The sequence below is a fragment of the Halovalidus salilacus genome, from assembly GCF_031852275.1.
Taxonomy (GTDB): Archaea; Halobacteriota; Halobacteria; order Halobacteriales; family Natrialbaceae; genus Halovalidus; species Halovalidus salilacus.
This window is the reverse complement of record NZ_CP134700.1, coordinates 105,247-123,076: the sequence shown is the minus strand read 5'-3', so window position 1 is coordinate 123,076 and position 17,830 is coordinate 105,247. Positions and strand designations below refer to the sequence as shown.

Genomic DNA, 17,830 nt, shown 5'->3' with positions numbered 1-17,830 from the left:
CATCATAAGTTTCGGTCGTGGGGCTCTCAGTCGCTTGCTATCGTACCGCCCTTTGGTTCGCTGTCCGAGAGGAGGACATGGCCGATGAACAACACTAGCAGTGCTGAACCGAGGCCAACGAAGGCCGACGGTACACCGTACAGTCCTCCTGCGAACTCTGCTCCGACGCCGAGTATTGCTCCAGTGACGACCGACGCGAGGATGGCTCGACTGCTTAGACCGACCCAGTAGAGGCCACCATAGACGGGAATGAGAAACGCGCTGGTTAACAGGACTGCCCGGAAGTTGTAGAGTTCGATGATGCTCCCGGGTGGATTGACCGCAGCAGCGGTCGCCGTGATGCCGAAGAAGACGGTCGCCATTCGCGAAACTTTAAGCTGAGTATCGTCACTGGACTCAGGTCGGAAATAACTGTAAAGGTCACGCGCCGTGGTGATCCCGGTTGAGTGCAGGCGCGTATCCGTCGTCGAGAGAATAGCGCTCATCACTGCAAGGATGATTATCACGCCAACGCTTGAGGGGACATAGTCGGTGATGAGCGTAGGGAACGCGTTGTCCTGCGTCTCAACGGAAAGCCCAGTTGTTTCGAGTGCAACGGTCGTGGCCCCTCCTAGCACAACGAGTGCCGTATAGAAGACCGCGAGGATGACACCAGAAGCTGCGAGGTGGAGTTTTGCTGCCCTGACGTCTCTGGTGGCGGCGATGCGAACGATGTAATTCTGTTCGGTAAATATCGTCCCAAAGAAGGCAACGATAATCGCGGCGATGCCTATGAGGGTGTAAGCCCCTTCGGCCGTGGGATGGACGTACGACGAATCAATCGAGGCAAACTGCTGGTTGATCGCCGTGAACCCACCAAGGTCAAACATCATGTATCCAAGCGACAGCAACACTGCGCCGACCATCAGCGTCCCCTGTAAGAGGTCGGTCCAAGCAACGCTGACCATTCCGCCTAGAACAGTGTAAACGATAAAGACGGTGCCGATAACCCATACCATGTATCTGTAAGGGGCTCCGGTGATGGTGGTAACAAGGAGACTTGCACCGACCAGTTGCATAATCAAATAGATCCACGCGTTGCCCAGCAACACCGTACCCGCGATGGGCCGAGCGATTTGGTAACCAGTTACGTTGGCAATGAGGTCGGGGAAGGTAAGCACGTCAAGATTGCGGATTCGGTCAACGACAAAGTAGAGCGCACTTATCCCCAGCATTAGGCCGAAGATGGTGTGAGTCATTAGTGTATAGCCCTCGCCATATACCGCACCTATGAAGCCAATGACGCTGACCGCGCTCACGAAGTTGGCAACGAACGACCACGTCGCTAACCACGGTCCCATCTCCTGTCCAAACACCCAGAAATCCATGACGTCGGAAGTCTTCGTGTACCCCCAAACACCGAGGGCAAGTACGATAATGAGATACACGACGAACGTCCCAAGGTAAAACGGATTAACGTCAGCCATCCGTCTGACCTCCATCGGTCGTGCGGTCTTGTAGGGCATCATTGCTCTCCGCGATGCCGTCCTTCGTCAGGTCATGTATCGGTCTACCCAACAGAACGTGAACGACCACGTAATGTATCGCTCCTAGGCTCCCCGTGATCAAGGTTGCGACGAACACGAGAAACGTCGATTCTGGCATGCCAAATATTGTCATGTTTGCATCTGGCATGTCATCTCAACGCCTTGTAAATCTAACGGTGTTTACGAAATATTGTCCTACGAAATTTTGCCACCATGGGAAATAATCCGCATTTGTCTCTGGAAGCCAAACAGGGTGTAGGTATTCGTAGCTACTCAACCTCGTCCGCGAGTACCTCGCGAGATGCACGAAGTAGCACTTCGAGACCGTTCCGGGCAGCCAATAGGTCGATGTGTTCATTGTAGGTGTGGGCCTGCGAGATATCCCCCGGACCCCAGGTAATGGCCTCGATGCTGGCATCGTTCACGAAGTTTCGGACATCGGTTGATGCGTTGATGCCCCATGGATCAGTGGGGATGTCTGCAACCTCGGCGGAATGGCGCCGGAAGACCTCAGCAAGAGGACTTTCAGGGTCGATGGCGGCCGACTCGTACGTTCGGGTGCGCTCCCAAGACACCTCAACGTCGTAGTCGCCGGAAACCTCCGCGAGTAGGTCGTCTATCTCGGCGTCGATGTCTTCGACGGTCTCCTCGGGGAGGAATCTCCGGTCGACCGTGATAGTCGCCCGCTCCGGAACTACATTCTCCTTCGTTCCTGCGTCGAGCATCGTCACAGTAGCGTACGCTTGTCCGACAAGGTCGTCTTGACGTTTTCTCACTTCCTTGTCGTAGGTCTCGAGCGCCTCTAGCACTGGCTGAGCATGCCGGATAGCGTTCTCGCCCTGATCAGGGCGGCTCGCGTGGGAGGGGTCGCCTGAGATGGTTATCTCATACCACGCTAATCCCTTCTCGCTGGTCGCGGTCCGCATCTCAGTCGGCTCGAGGACGACGCCGTAGTCGCCGTCGTACCCCTGCTCTAACAGCGTCTTCGTCCCGGGCTCGGCGGTTTCCTCGCCAATGGCGGCATGAAACACTATCGACCCTTCGAGGTCGCCGGCTTCGATCTCTTCGGCGAGGTCGACGGTCGCCAGCATTGCTAACGCAACACCTGTCTTCATATCGACGCTTCCTCTCCCGTACAAGTCCTCGCCCTCTACTTCACCGCCGTAGGGGTCGTGACTCCACTCGTCGGTGTCGCCCGCGGGTACGACGTCAATGTGGCCGTTGAGCACGAGCGTAGGCTCGCCGTCACCGACGCGCGCGCCGACCTGTGGCCGGTCGGGGTATGGCTCCTCGACGAGTTCGGCGTCCACGCCGCGCTCGTCGAACCACTCGATAATGAACTCCGAACACGTCTTCTCATTGCCTGGCGGGTTCTCCGTCTCTCTCTGAACCAAGTTGCTGATCAGTTCAGCAAGTACCTCGGCGGATTCCGTGTGGGGCATAATCACTCACACTCAAGCATCATTGAAAAACTATTTTGAAACCAATGTGATATTATGCTGCTATCTGGGGAACGTCCAATATACAGTTCAATGTAATCCGGAAAAGCGGTATGATTTCCACCAAATCTCGGATGGGGTTCAAGCCCGTCCAATAGGAGAAGTCGATGGCACACTACCTCGACCGCTCGCCGAGCGGAACCATGAGCGGTCGGGTGTCTCGCAGGCGTCGAGCCAGCACTCAACGTACACGGTCTTGTTCATGTAGAAGTGAAGTGCCAGCCGCTCGGGGCCACTATCGTCTCCGTCATCATCGCGGCCTAGTTCGAGGAGAAGATAGTCTGTCACGGTCACACTGACTCCAGCCACCCAGCCTTACTCACGTCCGGCCTCACACCAATCGAAACCGACGAGGAGGAGGAGAACCGTATCGGACACGTGAGCGAGGTCGGCGAGTGAATCGACGGCCTGGCCTAGCTGAGCGCCATCCTAGCGTCGGCGAGGCGCGAGGCGTCAGCCTATTCCGCGACACCTCGAAGATGTGTTCGTGCTGTGGACAGAAACGAGATGCCAATCGTGTAGAGCGTGGCTTGTACGTCTGTCGTGGGTGTAACGCCGTGATGAACGCTGACTCGAATGGTGCAGAGAACATTCGTTGTCGGTTAGACCAGTCAGAAAGGGTAACTCTGAGTCCTCGGTCTTCCGAGGATAGGAGTAGCGGGCGTGTGGCACGTCCTGTAGTTAACCTGTTCCGTCGTGGAGAACACGACCCGAGTAGTGGACAGGGGGCGTTCGCTGAACATGCGAGCAGCTGCGACCGTAAATATCCCAACGCGGAACGGGAAGCCCCGCCGTTTAGGGCGAGGATTCCCGAGTCAAGCGAATTGAAGAGTCACGTACCTCGCAAATCTCCAATTTGCTCAGCGTTGGGACATTACGGTTTGCAACCAACCGGTTCATTCGGTGCGAAACGCCCCGAAGTGTGATTGAACAGGGGAGCTACTGGTCCTGCCAAACGGCCGTTACTCATAACCCCTATCGGGAGACTCTGAGTTATTCTTCTCCGAATGTTCACCGCGTCACACGAATCGCAGACGTACAATCCACGCTCCACCCAGCTTGCCTTACGCTTCAGCCCACAACACGAATACGTCTTTGACGTATCCCGCTCGCCCGTGCAGTCAACGAGGAGACCGTATTTTTTAGCTTTGTATTCAAACAGGCGCGTGAATCGGTCGAACTCCCATCCATGAAGTTTCTTATTCCCACGCATTCACGATTGAAATGTGTCGGTTGAAAATTCAAATCGAGCCCCACCTGTTATGCTCTCGGTCAGTTCGAGTTCCCAGTCGTGTGCTTCGGTGATTTTCCTGACAATCGACAGTCCATAGCCAGTCCCGTCTGGAATCGTTGTATACCCGTCCTCGAGCACCAGGTCGCGTTTCGCGTTCGCGATCCCGCACCCATCATCCTCGACGAAGAAGCCGTCATCTACCTCTCCGACGCGGACAGTGACAGCTGAACCACCGTGTTCAATCGCGTTTCGGAACAGATTTTCGAAGAGTTGCTGAAGCCGATCTGGATCGGCAGTGACTGAGCTCTCACACTCGGTATGCAATAATGCGTCCCCCGTCTCGACCTGCCTCCACGCGTTCTCGACGACTCGGGGAAGCACGACCGGGTGCGTACCTCCAATGTCACGACCCTCGCGTGCCAGCCAGAGCAGATCATCGATAATTCGCTCTATGCGGTCGTGAGAGCGTTTCACTTCCTCAAGATGCGCTGTCTCGCTCGTTTCTCGAGCCAACTCGAGATGGCCTGCGGCAACCGTGAGTGGATTTCGGATATCGTGAGAGACCACACTCGCAAATTCCTCTAATTTGTTCCGTTGGTGTTTCAATTGCTCCTTCTGCTCTTTCTCCTCGGTGATATCACGGTACATCCACAGATGGCCATCACCCTGGGGGAGGTCGATCGGCCGATAGCTTCGCTCAACTATTTGCCCGCTCTGAAAGGCTATCTCCTCGTTATCCGTTGGGGTGCGTTCTGCAACGACCGTTTCAATTCGCTGAACGAATCCTCGTGGGTCGACGCAGTGCTCACTCACGTGCTCGGCCATCGATTGACAGTCCGCGCCGACTATGTGTTCTGGTGATCCGTCGAATCCGAACAGCTCAAACAGACGCTCGTTGATCGCGAGGACGGTTCGCGATTCGTCCTCGACGAGGATACCGACAGGGAGTGTCTCGATCAACGTCGAAAGAACGGCATTTGTCCGTTCGAGATCTTGCTCGTACGCTTTCTGTTTCGTAAGATCGGTGATGAGCCCTTCCAGCGCTTCAACGTTGCCCTCCGAGTCGTAGATTCCCTGTCCCCGTTCCCACACCCATCTGGTCGTCCCATCCTTCGTTTTGATCCGATAGGTGATTTCGAACGGCTTAGTAGTAGCGAGTGCATCTTGCACCTCGTGCCACGTTTCTTCTCGATCGCTTGAAACAATGATCTCCGATCCAAAGACAGCTTTTCGGGACTCGAGTTCTGAGGGCGTGTATCCGGTGAGTTCTTCGGCATCGCCCAGAATGTTCTCCATCGGCCACCCCGGTGCGTTTTGACAGCGGTACACCATGCCCGGAATGTTTTCGATGAGCGTCTCGAACTGTCTCGCAGACTTCTGTTGTTCGGTAATGTCGAATACTGTACAAATGAGATTCCCGTTCGCAGTCGTACTGAACCTCTTTTCTTCGACAAAGGTAGTGCCGTCGGACCGGAGGCCTGTCATTTCGCCGTTCCAGAAGCCAGTCTCTTCGATTGCCGGGAGAATCTCGGTGCGGATTCGATCACGATCCTCATCGTGAGAGACCACTTCCCAATGTTCGCCGATGAGTTCGTCTGGAGGGTAGCGATAGAGAGCCGCAAACGAGTGATTCACATATGTGAAATACCCGTCTTCGTCGAGGATACTGATTCCTTCTCGTGATGTTTCCATCGCCTCGAGCTGGCGCTGGTTTTCGTGTTGTGCCCGAACTCGCTCGACGACATTTTGAACGCGGTTTGCGAGGAGGGTATAGTGATCGGCGCTGAACTCCTTCTGTAAGTAATCCGTGACACCTGCGGAGATTGCCTCACTCGCAATTTCCTCGCTTCCCTTTCCGGTGAAGAGAATAAATGGCATGTCTGGGTACTCGGCGCGGACAGCTTCGAGAAACTCAAGTCCGTTTTGACCCGGCATATCATAATCGGAGACGATACAGTCGATGTCGTCGACAGCAAGTCGATCCAATCCGTCACTGGCTGATGGTGCCGTCTCAACAGTGATCTCCGCATTCGCCCCCTCGAGAAATGTCGTTGTCAAGCCCGCAACTGAGGGATCATCATCAACGTGGAGAACAGAGATTGGATCATCCATACCGAGACTGTTCAGAGTACGATACCAAAAAGGGATTGCCCAACAGAGATCGACAGGCGGGGCAGGCCGGATGCCCCAGGGCTTGTTCTCGTGGGTAAAGGCCGTATCCCCGCTAAGGTTCAGAGAATTGCGAGGTGGATACCCGACCTCAAAGGTCGGGATTGGTGACGATTGCTCGCCCAATGTTGCACCACTCCAATTGAACGGTCGGGATGATATGATGACGTGAGGGAGAATCTACAGGCGGAGCAGGCCGAATGCCTCGGGGCTTGACCCCGAGGCGGTTCACGAGTGGTCGGGGAGAACCCGACCAGCGTCCGACTCTCCCACCGGAGTGCGAGGGAAGAGGGCAAGCAAACCGAAGGAGAGCAACAACCCGGCCAGCGGCAATGGGCCGATCACGTCGGTCAGCGGCGTCGAGCCAGTCACCACCAGTACCTCCGGGAGAGCGTATGGGGCAGTGTCACCCAACTGCTTCCATCCAAACAGGAAATTACTGTAGTTGAGAGCAGCGTGGGCCCCTATTGCAGCAGTTAGTGATCCTGTGTACGTGTAGACAGCTACAAAATATACCAGTACAACAAACAGGAAGACAGCCGCCTGGAGCGGCGGCAGGAATCCTGCTGCGCCCGCACCGAGCAAAAAGTGGAATGCGATGAAAAAGAGGCCAGTCACGGTGAGCCCGCCGATACCTGCTGTCGTCTCGTCAGTGATCCGGGATTGTATTCCCTCTATCGAATTGGTGAATATCAACCCAAGAAATGCCAGTTCCTGTACGGCGGCATCTGCGACGGTAAGTACAAAGATCAATAGGGTAGCGAGGGCGAGTGAGCCCTCCTCGTACGACAGCACCACATCGACGGACATCCATCCGGTCGCGATCCAAAACAGATACCAGAGTCCAATCCCGGACACCGTAACGACGAGCCCCGTGACGAACTGCCCAAGATCGCTTAGAGAGAGGGCAATCCCGTACCCCTCTAGCGGTCGCCTGTCGAGCCGCCGTACCCAAATGCCGTAGAACAACACGGTCATCACCAGCAGACTACACATGGTACTCACTGCCCCAACAGGGAGCGACACCGGCAATCCTGCCACGGAGATCAGGAGTTGACCGGCGAGTAGCGAGGCGAAAAACGCGACGAAGGCCAACACGACCCGATAGGTCGCTCTGGTTTTCCCGTCGTTTCCGTGTAGTACCCGTCTCAGCAAGTTCCGATTCGATCCTGGTGTCATATGACGATTTGTTTTTATTTATCGATGATAATAGTTGCGGAGGCTGGCCATCACCTCACCGGTGCCTCGGGCCAATCCAATCACGGGTCCTCTCCCGACAGCCAGTCCATCCACGATCCCAGCATTTCCTTGCCTAGTCGGTGCCCTCCTCCGAATGATACCGCATCTCGTGGAGCCCCGGATCGCGGCCGATAAACTCGTCACAACTCTCACAGACATAACCACCCGCTACACGCCTATATCCCTCTATGTCGGTCTCTGACTCTTCCATAGGATAATATACATTCTTCTAGAATATTGGTGTAAGGTATTTAATACTAGATATAAACTGTGAGACACCCTATTGATACGTGCAATGTCACAACACCACTACGACTCCGACGCCAACGGGCAGCAAGCCCACGGCGCGCGTTGTACGATCACCCACACCACCGACAGGCTCCAAATCGACATCGTGGGTCGCCCCAGCGACGACCTCCAAGATGTCGTCCAAGCGGCGCACACCGAGTACTCCTACTTCAGCGACGAGTGGGCCGCATTAGAGTACACTGAACTTGTCACACTCCGGTGAGTAAAATGTCACAAGACATCACCCGACGATGGATCGATGAGGATGAAGCAAAACAGATCGTTAATTATCCAGATCCTGATCAAATTCCCTCGAGTCTCAAAGACCGTGTCGCGGTGGAACTCATTGTCCGGGCGATGTGCCCATATTGTACGCACAACGCCTACTATTACAGCGAATCCAGCACTCACACCGTCGAATGCCGCGCAGACGACTGCACCGAAGAGTTTGTCTTACCGTAGTCGAGCGCTCCCCCGACATGAACAGCGAAATCGCGCTGGCCCTCGCGATTATCCTCATCCCCATCGCGATTAGCAAAGCCGTCATATTTCTTGTACGTCCGGGAGTCGGCCGGTCTGAGTACGTCGGTTGTGTCGTACCATGTCGGTTTCCTCTCCGGCCTCAAGGAGCGACCAGAGGGAGCGGGTAGGCCGGAGGCTCCACCTTGAATTACGCTAACTCGCGAGATCCCAAGCCACCACGGGAGAATTCCTTATCTCTCCAGGCCTACCCCTTGATTTCCAGTCGAAGTCCAAGCCTCCTGGGACTCTCGCTCGCTCGATTGTCAGTGCATCCTTCGCTCGATGGAGAGAGACCGTGTCCTGTGACAGAGGGGCCTCTCTTGTAAGAGGAGTCGGAAACGTCCAGAGGCGTCCACCTGTGGACGAGTACACCTTTATTTTTGTACGTTGTCCTACATATGTGATCGAACTCAGTGATGACGGAAATGGATGCATTGACATCATCGACCAGCGCATCCTGCTATCGCTCGAGGGCGCGGACGAACCAAAGCCGGTCTCTCGGATCAAGTCAGAGATTGGCGAGCGCCGACAATCGGTGTATTACAGGCTTGTCGAACGCGAGCCCAGTTTGATCGACCGTGGGTTCGTTGATCGCGATGAGGACGATCCCCCGGCATACTCCTTGACGGTCGAAGGGCGGTTCGTCGTCGATAGTCATCGCGAGACGTTCGAGGCCCCGCACTCGTTCGCGGAGCTGCAGAAAGAAATCCAGGAAGCCCGAAAAGAAGCGGCGAGTGCGAAGCACTCCGTGCAAGCGTATCGAAAGAAGGTAAGTCGGACGAAACAAACAGCCGAGTCGGCGGCCGAACGCGTCGAGGAACTTACGGAAGCCGCTGCGACCCACGAGGAAGTACAGCGCATGCTGCTTGAGTTGCAAACTGAGCTGCTCGAGTCAATGGATGCACGTCTCACCAGTCACCTCGCGCAGATCGAACACACACTGGGAGATCCATCCCACCTCGAACGTGAGACACTTGTTGATGACCTCGTAGCGCTCTACAGCATTGTTGAATACCATCGCACCTATCTCGACTGGCTGAAAGACACTGCGGAGTCCGAGATCCAATCGAACACGACTCGGATTGTGGCGCTCGAAGCAGAGGTCAATGCCCTCGAAGACAAACTCACCCGTGGTGGTGAGGAGAAGAAGGGGAACACGTTCAACCTGCGCTGGCTCCCGTTCCGCCGGTGACTGAGTGAGTGGGGTAAACTAACAGATCAATTCGGTTCGTAGGATCGATGGGAGTGGAAGCGACGACTCCACACGAGGCCATCGGCCAACAATGTCAGCCACGGGCGTCCTCTTTGCAGATCTGTGCTCCCTGTGGCCCCGGCTACGTGAGCCGTCGCCCGGACACCCTCACTCGAGGCGCAGGAGGCCGGTAGAGTTGCTCCTCGAGCGCCTTCTGCAAGCGATCCGGCTGCAGTAGCGCTGATCGACGACTTCGACACGTGCCAAATATATCAAATATAGTTACTTCGACCTACCAGTGTTGGTAGGACGCTCATCGGCATGGGCGGTAGCCGGGACGCGTTATACTACCGCGTTGAGTAGTAGACCCCGTTCTAACGGAGGCAAAGTAACAAGTGTAACACAACACAGCTTGTCTTTGTCCAAGCTGAGTTAGCGGTTTTCGAGGCCAGATCACCCCCGACCTAACAGGATGACCCAGTTGCGTCCTACCAACACTGGTAGGTCGGTGTGGAAACCACTTTCCGGGGGTGGTGGATGAGACCTCCGCTTCTCAATCCATATGCCTCATCAATAATATAAATATTCTAAGAACTAAAATTTTATCATAGGATGTTACTCCCACCCCGTTCGTTTGAGGCGGTGGGGCGGGGCTGGGAGGGACCACGCAGCATCCTTTTGCGCGGACTCGCTCAAGTAGGGGTGGTTTACTCCGAATCAATGCCTACGGAGACTGTGCTTCCTCCGGATACCTATTCGGCGTCTGCAAAGCGCGTCGGAGAACAGGAAACCCCGTCCTCAGCGAGGCCGCAAGGCTGAGCAGGACGGGGAGTTCACATTCTAAAGAAGACAGCGAGAGTTCCACGGGTCACCTGACCCGTGGGTGAATCGCGTACGCTCGCCTACTGTTCCGTCTCCTCGATGTACCGACGAACCACATCCTCGGAAACTGCGCCTGTCGTCCCGACGTAGTAGCCATCCTTCCACAGGCCACTTCCCCAGAAGTACCGCTGTTTAAATTGTTGTTTCACGGCTGATCTTGCAACGTTAGCAGCTCTCCACCGTGGGGTTTCCCGTATCTAGACAGTGTCACGGCAATGATCGTATCAAGTGACCGATGCACCATTGGGCGTTCCACGAGTTGCAGGAAATGCTCGAATGGAAGGCTGCCGAAATCGGCATTCGGGTCGAAGACGGGAATCCGGCGTTCTCGTCGCAGACGTGCTCGAAGTGGAGCCATCAGTCGAGTACGAACCGCGATTCGGATGGTTGGTTTTCGTGCAACGAGTGGGGCTACGAACTCGACGGCGACACCAACACGGTCGTCGGATGCCATCCGACGGGCAGCAACGTCGCGAGCGACGTTGCAACGGCGAAGAACATCGGCATACGGCTCTTGACTGTACCCGAGGGCAAATACCCCTCGAGGCTGGGTAACGGTCAGCGTGCCCTCACGTCCGGCACGCTGAACCTGAGTAACGACCATTCGTCCGCCGAATTTCGGCCAGAAGGGGAGTCCCACGGACACGTCCACGACGTCAGTCGTGGGTAGCTGACTGTCTGTCTTGAAGCTGCGTGAGTACAAGATCTGGATTGGCAAGGCCAACCTGAACGATCGCATCGTGCAGTTCGTAGGTTTGCGCGCGGAACATCGGATCGTACTCAAGCTGGAGCCGCTTGATTTCGCGCTGGACTGCTCGTCGATCGTGCACTCGGAGAGTGAGTTGCTCGCTCATGAGATCCCTCTTTCTGTCGGAAGAATATTGCTCAATGGCATATTTATTAAATTATTAACTTATGTCATGATTGATGCCGAAAGGACACACATCTGTGTACCAGGGAGTTTGCATGGAAGTGATGGGCCTTGGTGTCATCTCTGTAGAATGGATAGTGCGTCAATCCGCGAGCCCCGCCCTTACCGCGTCGGTTCCCTGGATGACTCTGCGCCACCACCATCTTGGAGTTCGCTGTAGGTCGTACACAGTGCGGACAGCCGTAGACCTCACCGTCGACACCAAAAACGCGGTTGAGCTACCCACGGCTAAAGCCGTGGGTTTTCTCCTGTATCGTGGGAGACATCCTCCCCGTCGTAAACGACGGGGCTTCCCGTACCGCAGGTTGCAGGAAGCCCTACCCTCAAGGAGCGAACGGCGCCAGCCGTGATCGAGTAGGGGGGAGGGGAGTTCAATGGGGCGAGGAACACCTCCCTGGTATTTCTGCTGTAACAAACACAGAGCATATTTTATTTTCACGATGCGCATACATATTACTGCATTCGGAAAAGAAGCCAAATACAGCTTCGTTGAAGTCTCACGCGAGATGCACGACCTCACCGGCTTCCAGCGCGACCTCCTGTACGTCATCGCAGGGGCCGATCAGCCGTCCGGGCAAACCGTGAAGGATGAAGTTGAGACGTACTATAGCTCCGAAATCAACCATGGACGGCTGTATCCGAACCTTGACACTCTCGTGAACAACGATCTGGTAGAGAAAGGCCAGCTCGACCGCCGGACGAACTACTACGCGATCACCGATGCAGGTGAAGAATTGATTCAGGAGCGGCGAGAGTGGGAAGAGCAATACATTGAACGGTGAACCGGCGACCGAAAGGTGAGTCAGGAGCTCACGGCAGGAAGTGTGCACGGGGTGCCGGCCCTGCCGCATGTGAGAGTTACTCACATACAGCATTATGTACTTGGCCTAAACAGGTAGGGTGGATGGAGAATCACTCGGTGTCGGCCGAGGGGAGCGCTACCTCATCAGTGGCCGTACGATCCGGGGGGTGGAGCCCAGCGAGCGTCAGAGCCGCGTTCCACGATCCAAACCGATGCTGGTATGTGGTCGAACTGTACCTCCCCCTTTGATCCATTTCAGCGGCTGTTGGCGCCCGCTCGAGCGTATCAGCAAGCGCGGTGAGTTCGTCGAGAAGTGAACTGCGCGGGATGTATCCATCAGGGATTGAGTCGAGCCCCGCCGCGGCTACTGCAGCCGTCCAGGACCCGAATCGGTCGGTATAGGTGCGACTGTGGTACTTGCCGTGGGTGATCATGTCTGTGGCAGCGGGTGGCCGACCTAACTCTTCGGCGAGTGTCTGTAATTCGGTAAGCAGTTCTTCATCCGAGAGGCGCCGTTCGCGGGACGGTTCGAGGCCCACTTCGGATAAGGCGGCGTTCCACGCCCCAAACCGGTTGTGGTAGGTTGCTGCACAATACGTCCCCTCCCGATCCATGTCGGTCATTGTCGGTGTTCGCTCAAGGTCGGCAGCAAGGCGGCGGAGTTCTGTGAGGAGGTCGTCTGTAGGTATCTTATTCATAGTATGGTACAGAAATTGATTAGAATAAAACTTTTCGGCCGACGGCTTGGCGATCCAGAAGCGATGTGTGCCAGTATCTAGGCGCCGTCAAGTGGGCCGATGCTGGAAGCAACAGTGATCTTCTCGCTCGACTGGTGACTCCGCTTCTGAGAACCGACCCGAACAGAACGACCAACCTCACGCGGTGAACGAAAGCCTCTGACACACAGCACTATCTTTCTTCGAGGAGAGACTCCCGCCGTTCACGGCGGGTGTGACTCCAACAACGCCTCCACGAACCACGTATCGGCACTCAGACGGATATTTCTGTAGCATCGGCTCGGCGTATGACGGACGCCGAGGCGGCATGACCGCCCACCTAATCGGACAATATCGGGACTCCAAGACCCAAACTGTTCGAGACACACTCTCGAACCGCTGTGGTGTCCCGACCAGCGAGATACCGCCGAGTCCAATACCGGGATAGGAGTAACGGCGGTGTGGCCCCGCCATCGGCCTGTCATGCCGACGGGTCGTAAACCAGCAACTATCCCAACCCAGCGATGCGCTGCCGTGGGACGCCTCGCCGGTTACGGCGAGGAGGAGGAGGTCACGCCACACTCAACACCACATGCAGCGCGAAAGTCCACGGCTTCAGCCGTGGGATGAAGCGCATAAGCTTGAGTTGGCGTCCTCTTGTGTGTATGGATGGCGAGTCCGAGGCAAGCCCATCAAAGCCGCTTTCTCGATCGGGGGCCGTATTAGTTCGGCCCAGAATCCCGGTATCCGACCGGGAAACTCCCACGTGGGATGCCCGTTGGTGACGGGTGCTAGTCTGTAGCCAACAGAACGCTACGACCGCAATCGTGGGAGAAGTCAGTCTACGGTGACGCTTTTCGCCAGGTTTCGCGGCTTGTCGATCGACCGGCCGAGCCGATGGGCGATCCAGTAGGCGACCAGCTGTAACTGGATATTCGCCAGAATCGGCGTGAACCGCGGCCCCGCTGAGGGGACCTCGAGGACGTCATCCACAGCCTGGCCCACCTCGTTGGGGATATCGGTCACCGCGACGACGGGCGCCCCCCGGGCCTCGACCTCCTTAACGTTCCCGAGGGTTTTCGCTGCACTGCTGCCGCTGGTCACCAGCGCGAACACCGGCGTCCGCTCGGTCACGAGGGCGAGGGGCCCGTGTTTTAACTCGCCCGCGGCGAACCCCTCGGCGTGGGTGTAGGAAATCTCTTTCAGCTTCAGCGCCCCCTCAAGTGCGACCGGCGCATTGTAGCCCCGACCGATGAAGAAATAGGCGTCAGCGTCCGCGTAGGTCTCGGCCACCGCCCGTGCGGGCGACTCATCGAGGACCTGCTGAATCTGATCTGGCAGTGCCCGCACCCGCTCGACGAATGCGGTCGATCGCTCGCCCGCCAGCACGCTCGCGAGCATCGCCAGCGCGACCTGCTGGCTCGCGAACGTCTTCGTCGCCGCGACGCCGATCTCGGGGCCCGCGCGGATGTACATCACGTGATCGCACTCGCGGGCGGCCGAACTCCCGACGACGTTGGTCAGCGCGAGCGTCGTCGCCCCCACGCGGTTGGCCTGGCGCAGCGCGCCCATCGTATCCGCGGTCTCGCCGCTCTGGGTGACGCCGACGACGAGCGTCTCCGCCGAGACGGGAATCGAGTCGACGGCGTACTCGCTGGCGAGGAAACACTGCGCGGGAATCCCCCGCTCGCGCAGGAGCCGGGCCCCGTAGAGGGCGGCGTGATATGACGTCCCACAGGCGACGAACTGCACCGGCCCCTCACAGTCGAGATCGGCCAGTTCGTCGATGGTCACCGTTCCCTCGAGTTCGGAGACGCGGCCACGGAGACACTGCCGGATCGCCGCGGGCTGTTCGTGGATCTCCTTCAGCATGTAGTGGTCGTACCCCGCTTTCCCCGCGTCCTCTGGATCCCACGCGATCCGGTCGACGGTCGGGGTCACGACGGCGCCTTGTTCATCGGTGATGACGAGCGCCGACGGGGTGATCTGGGCGAGTTGGCCGTCCTCGAGGTAGACCACCCGATCCGTGAAGTCGATAAACGCGGGGACATCGCTGGCGAGGTAGTGGCCGTCGTCGCCCAGCCCCAGCACCAGGGGTGACTCGTGCCGGGCGGCGTACACCGTCTCGCTGTCGGGGAAGACGGCCGCGACAGCGTAACTCCCCTCGAGTTGCTGGATCGCGTCTCTAAACGCCGCCTCGGGGGGCGCACCACGCTCGCGGGCCGCTTCGATCAGGTGGGGGATGACCTCGGTGTCGGTCTCGCTCGTAAACGTGTGGCCCTCGGCTTCGAGATCGCGGCGCAGCGCCGCATAGTTCTCGATGATCCCGTTGTGGACGACGGCCACCTGCGCGTCGCAGTCGGTATGGGGGTGGGCGTTTGCGTCGGTCGGTGGCCCGTGGGTCGACCAGCGCGTGTGGCCGATGCCGGCCAGCCCGTCGACCCCCTCAGTGGGCAGCGCCGCCTCGAGCGTGGCCACCTCGCCGGCCCGTTTATGGACTGTCAGCGACTCGTCCGCCACCGCGATGCCGGCGGAGTCATAGCCGCGATACTCGAGGCCCGCCAGCCCCGTCAGCAGGACGTCGTGGACGCGCTCGCGCTGCCCGGTGTAGCCGATAATGCCACACATTAGGAGCGCACCTCCGTCTCCGCTGCAAGCGTGCCACGGACGGTGGCGCCGGCTTCGATCGTCGCGTCGGGGCCGACGACTGATCCCGGCACGTACGTACTGCCGCCGGCGTCCGCCACCCGGTCGGCGAGCAACGCGCCCAACGCCTCGTTTTCGAAGACGCGATCACCGACGCGGACGTCCCCGGGCCCGCCGGGAATCGTCGTGCCGGGCCCGATAGTGACGCCGACGCCAGTCACGCAGTCGACGACGGTGGCGGCCGCGCCGACGCGTGTATCCGCGTCGAGCACGCTCCGTTCGACGACAGCATTCGAACCGATCGTCACGTTCGCGCCGAGGCAGGCGTACGGTCCGACGACCGCGCCGGCGCCGATCTCGCAGTCCGGCGCGATGACAACCGGTTCGCGCACAACCGCGGTGTCGTGGACCGTCGCCGAAGCCGCGACGGCCGTGTCACGGTCGCCCGCGATGACGCCGGCGTCGAACAGGTCGAACGAGACGTCGAGAAGGTCCCACGGATAGGTCGCATCCACCCACAGCCCCTCGGAGACCACCCCCTGCACCGACTGCTCCGACGCACAGAGGTCGGCGATCGCATCGACCAGGGACTGTTCTCCGCCCGATGGGTCGACGGCGCGGATCGCGTCGAAAATCGCGGGCTCGAACGCGTAGACGCCGGCGTTGAGGCGGTATGGGCGCTCGTCCTGCGGCTGGTCGACGATGGCAGTCACCTCGCCATCATCGAGCAGCACGCCACCGTACGCACCAATATCTGCCTGCGGGAGGACGCCGAGCGTCGCTGCGGCGGCCGTGTCGGCGTGGGCGTCGATGACGTCGCGGATGATCGTGTGCTCGACGATCTGATCGCCGTTGACCACGAGCGTCGGCCCGTCGACGGCGGACTCGGCGGCCAACAGGGCGTGACCCGTCCCGAGTTGCTGGTCCTGGGTGACGTACGTCACCGGCACGTCCCGATACGTCGAGCCGACGGCCGCCTGCACGCGGGTGTGTTTGTAGCCGACGACGACGGTGAGGTCGGTCACCCCTGCCGCGAGCAACTGGTCGAACACGTGTTCGAGGATCGGCGTCGTCGCCGCCGGGAGGAGGGGCTTGGGCCGGTGTTTAGTGAGGGGGCGCAGCCGCGATCCCTCTCCCCCGGCGAGGACGACGGCGGATCTGACAGTCATTGTATTAGTCACCGGTCACAACCCTCTTATTGATACTGGTTTAGGAAACTAGACGAGCGACAGACACTCGGTCGGGGGAGACTTTTCGTCGATAGGGACTGATTCCGAGAGCCGTCGTAGTGAGTGGCGACTGTGCCAGAAAACTAACCCACGACGAAAGTCGTGGGTTTTCGCGCTGAGCTTCGTGTGAGTAGCGTAAACGGCTCCTCACTGAGCGACCCCCGATTGGATCGATCATGACCGAGGTAAGCGATGAAGCTAGTCGGTCGGTGTCGCAGAGGTATCAGATTCCTCCTTACTGAGGCGCTGTTCGGCCGCATCACGGTCCTCCGGGTAGCCGATATCCATCCGCCACCCATCAAGTTGAATTGCATCGATTGTTCGGCCGCTCTGGATGAGTAGATCGACGGCCTCACTGAGTTCGTACTCGTCTCGATTCGACGGCTGCACGAGGTGACAGGCGTGGAAGATGGCCGGCGTGAACGTGTAGAAGCCGGTCATCACGAGGTTAGACGGTGGATCTTCCGGTTTCTCGACAACGTCCGTAATCTCGCCGTATTTGTTCGTTTCGCAGACGCCATAGCGGGAGGCCTCCTCCCACGGGACTTCCTCGACGAGGAACGCCGCATCAGCCCGGTCTTCTTGCTGGCGCCGGACGACGTCCTGCAGGTTGGCATCGAAGAGGTTATCGCCGAGCATCAGCATAAAATCGTCGTCAATCTGCTCGCGCGCCGTTAACAGTGCGTGTGCCAGCCCGCTCTGGGTGCGTTGATGACAGTACGTAATGGGGACGCCCTCGTATTCGTCGCCATAGTATTCGATGATCTGTTCTTTGCGATAGCCAACGACGACCACGAATTCGGTCGCGCCGAGGTCCACGAGTTGGTCGAAACAGTGAGTGAGTATGGGTTGGCCGGCAATTTCAACCATTCCCTTTGGCTTATCGTCGGTCAACGGGCGAAGTCGCGTGCCCTTTCCAGCAGCGAGGACAATGGCCTGCATAGCTAGCACACCC

General features: G+C 58.1%; 15 protein-coding genes and 3 pseudogenes. 5 read left to right on the top strand and 13 right to left on the bottom strand.

From position 1 onward, the window contains the following. Nucleotides 1-26 precede the first annotated feature (26 nt). From RJT68_RS00585 to RJT68_RS00575, 3 genes are all read right to left on the bottom strand, one after another. The gene (locus RJT68_RS00585) at nt 27-1,466 is read right to left on the bottom strand and encodes a sodium:solute symporter family protein (protein WP_407038445.1); all 1,440 of its coding nucleotides are present in this window, start codon (nt 1,464-1,466) and stop codon (nt 27-29) included. Then, complete coding sequence (locus RJT68_RS00580; RefSeq protein WP_407038444.1) at nt 1,459-1,674, bottom strand: hypothetical protein; 216 nt, start codon at nt 1,672-1,674, stop codon at nt 1,459-1,461. The genes RJT68_RS00585 and RJT68_RS00580 overlap by 8 nt, the downstream gene beginning before the upstream one ends. A 121-nt stretch (nt 1,675-1,795) precedes the next feature. Continuing rightward, a complete protein-coding gene (locus tag RJT68_RS00575; RefSeq protein WP_407038443.1) occupies nt 1,796-2,968 on the bottom strand; it encodes a M20 family metallopeptidase in 1,173 nt (390 codons plus the stop codon). A 521-nt stretch (nt 2,969-3,489) separates the two neighbouring features. Here RJT68_RS00575 and RJT68_RS00570 point away from each other — a divergent pair. After that, nucleotides 3,490-3,741, top strand: a pseudogene (locus tag RJT68_RS00570) (zinc ribbon domain-containing protein); the annotation flags it as partial. A 158-nt stretch (nt 3,742-3,899) separates the two neighbouring features. Here RJT68_RS00570 and RJT68_RS00565 read toward each other — a convergent pair. The 4 genes and pseudogenes from RJT68_RS00565 to RJT68_RS00550 form a co-directional block, all read right to left on the bottom strand. Continuing rightward, nucleotides 3,900-4,232 (bottom strand): annotated as a pseudogene (locus RJT68_RS00565) (zinc ribbon domain-containing protein); the annotation flags it as partial. Nucleotides 4,233-4,238: 6 nt separating this feature from the next. Beyond that, nucleotides 4,239-6,371, bottom strand: a complete 2,133-nt coding sequence (locus RJT68_RS00560; RefSeq protein ID WP_407038442.1) for a PAS domain S-box protein — start codon at nt 6,369-6,371, stop codon at nt 4,239-4,241. Nucleotides 6,372-6,656: 285 nt separating this feature from the next. Further along, nucleotides 6,657-7,607, bottom strand: coding sequence for a CPBP family intramembrane glutamic endopeptidase (locus RJT68_RS00555; RefSeq protein ID WP_407038441.1), 951 nt, complete (start codon nt 7,605-7,607; stop codon nt 6,657-6,659). Nucleotides 7,608-7,740: 133 nt separating this feature from the next. Then, nucleotides 7,741-7,878 (bottom strand): hypothetical protein, encoded by a 138-nt coding sequence (locus RJT68_RS00550; protein ID WP_407038440.1) that lies wholly within the window; start codon nt 7,876-7,878, stop codon nt 7,741-7,743. 84 nt (nt 7,879-7,962) lie between these two features. Here RJT68_RS00550 and RJT68_RS00545 point away from each other — a divergent pair, with 84 nt between their 5' ends. Next, nucleotides 7,963-8,178, top strand: a complete 216-nt coding sequence (locus RJT68_RS00545) for a hypothetical protein (protein WP_407038439.1) — start codon at nt 7,963-7,965, stop codon at nt 8,176-8,178. A gap of 657 nt (nt 8,179-8,835) precedes the next feature. Then, the gene (locus RJT68_RS00540; protein ID WP_407038438.1) at nt 8,836-9,669 is read left to right on the top strand and encodes a hypothetical protein; all 834 of its coding nucleotides are present in this window, start codon (nt 8,836-8,838) and stop codon (nt 9,667-9,669) included. A 902-nt stretch (nt 9,670-10,571) separates the two neighbouring features. Here RJT68_RS00540 and RJT68_RS00535 read toward each other — a convergent pair. Next, nucleotides 10,572-10,685 (bottom strand): annotated as a pseudogene (locus RJT68_RS00535) (transposase); the annotation flags it as partial. 101 nt (nt 10,686-10,786) lie between these two features. Between RJT68_RS00535 and RJT68_RS00530 the strand changes: the two are divergent. Continuing rightward, nucleotides 10,787-11,221 carry a zinc ribbon domain-containing protein gene (locus RJT68_RS00530; RefSeq protein WP_407038437.1) on the top strand — a complete coding sequence of 145 codons (435 nt, stop codon included), beginning with the start codon at nt 10,787-10,789 and terminating at the stop codon, nt 11,219-11,221. Here the strand turns inward: RJT68_RS00530 and RJT68_RS00525 are convergent. Continuing rightward, nucleotides 11,208-11,405, bottom strand: a complete 198-nt coding sequence (locus tag RJT68_RS00525) for a hypothetical protein (RefSeq protein WP_407038436.1) — start codon at nt 11,403-11,405, stop codon at nt 11,208-11,210. The genes RJT68_RS00530 and RJT68_RS00525 overlap by 14 nt on opposite strands. Nucleotides 11,406-11,988: 583 nt before the next feature. On the opposite strand from RJT68_RS00525, the gene RJT68_RS00520 reads away from it, so the two are divergent. Continuing rightward, nucleotides 11,989-12,264, top strand: a complete 276-nt coding sequence (locus RJT68_RS00520) for a PadR family transcriptional regulator (protein ID WP_407038435.1) — start codon at nt 11,989-11,991, stop codon at nt 12,262-12,264. 130 nt (nt 12,265-12,394) lie between these two features. Here RJT68_RS00520 and RJT68_RS00515 read toward each other — a convergent pair whose 3' ends face one another. The 4 genes from RJT68_RS00515 to aglF form a co-directional block, all read right to left on the bottom strand. Beyond that, nucleotides 12,395-12,982: a homing endonuclease associated repeat-containing protein gene (locus RJT68_RS00515; protein WP_407038434.1), complete on the bottom strand. Its 588-nt coding sequence runs from the start codon at nt 12,980-12,982 to the stop codon at nt 12,395-12,397. Between the two features lie 855 nt (nt 12,983-13,837). Continuing rightward, complete coding sequence (glmS, locus tag RJT68_RS00510) at nt 13,838-15,628, bottom strand: glutamine--fructose-6-phosphate transaminase (isomerizing) (RefSeq protein WP_407038433.1); 1,791 nt, start codon at nt 15,626-15,628, stop codon at nt 13,838-13,840. Beyond that, nucleotides 15,628-16,815: a sugar phosphate nucleotidyltransferase gene (locus RJT68_RS00505; protein ID WP_407038432.1), complete on the bottom strand. Its 1,188-nt coding sequence runs from the start codon at nt 16,813-16,815 to the stop codon at nt 15,628-15,630. Before RJT68_RS00505 ends, glmS begins: the two co-directional genes overlap by 1 nt. A gap of 258 nt (nt 16,816-17,073) precedes the next feature. Continuing rightward, nucleotides 17,074-17,817 carry a UTP--glucose-1-phosphate uridylyltransferase AglF gene (gene aglF / locus RJT68_RS00500; RefSeq protein WP_407038431.1) on the bottom strand — a complete coding sequence of 248 codons (744 nt, stop codon included), beginning with the start codon at nt 17,815-17,817 and terminating at the stop codon, nt 17,074-17,076. Nucleotides 17,818-17,830 lie beyond the last annotated feature (13 nt).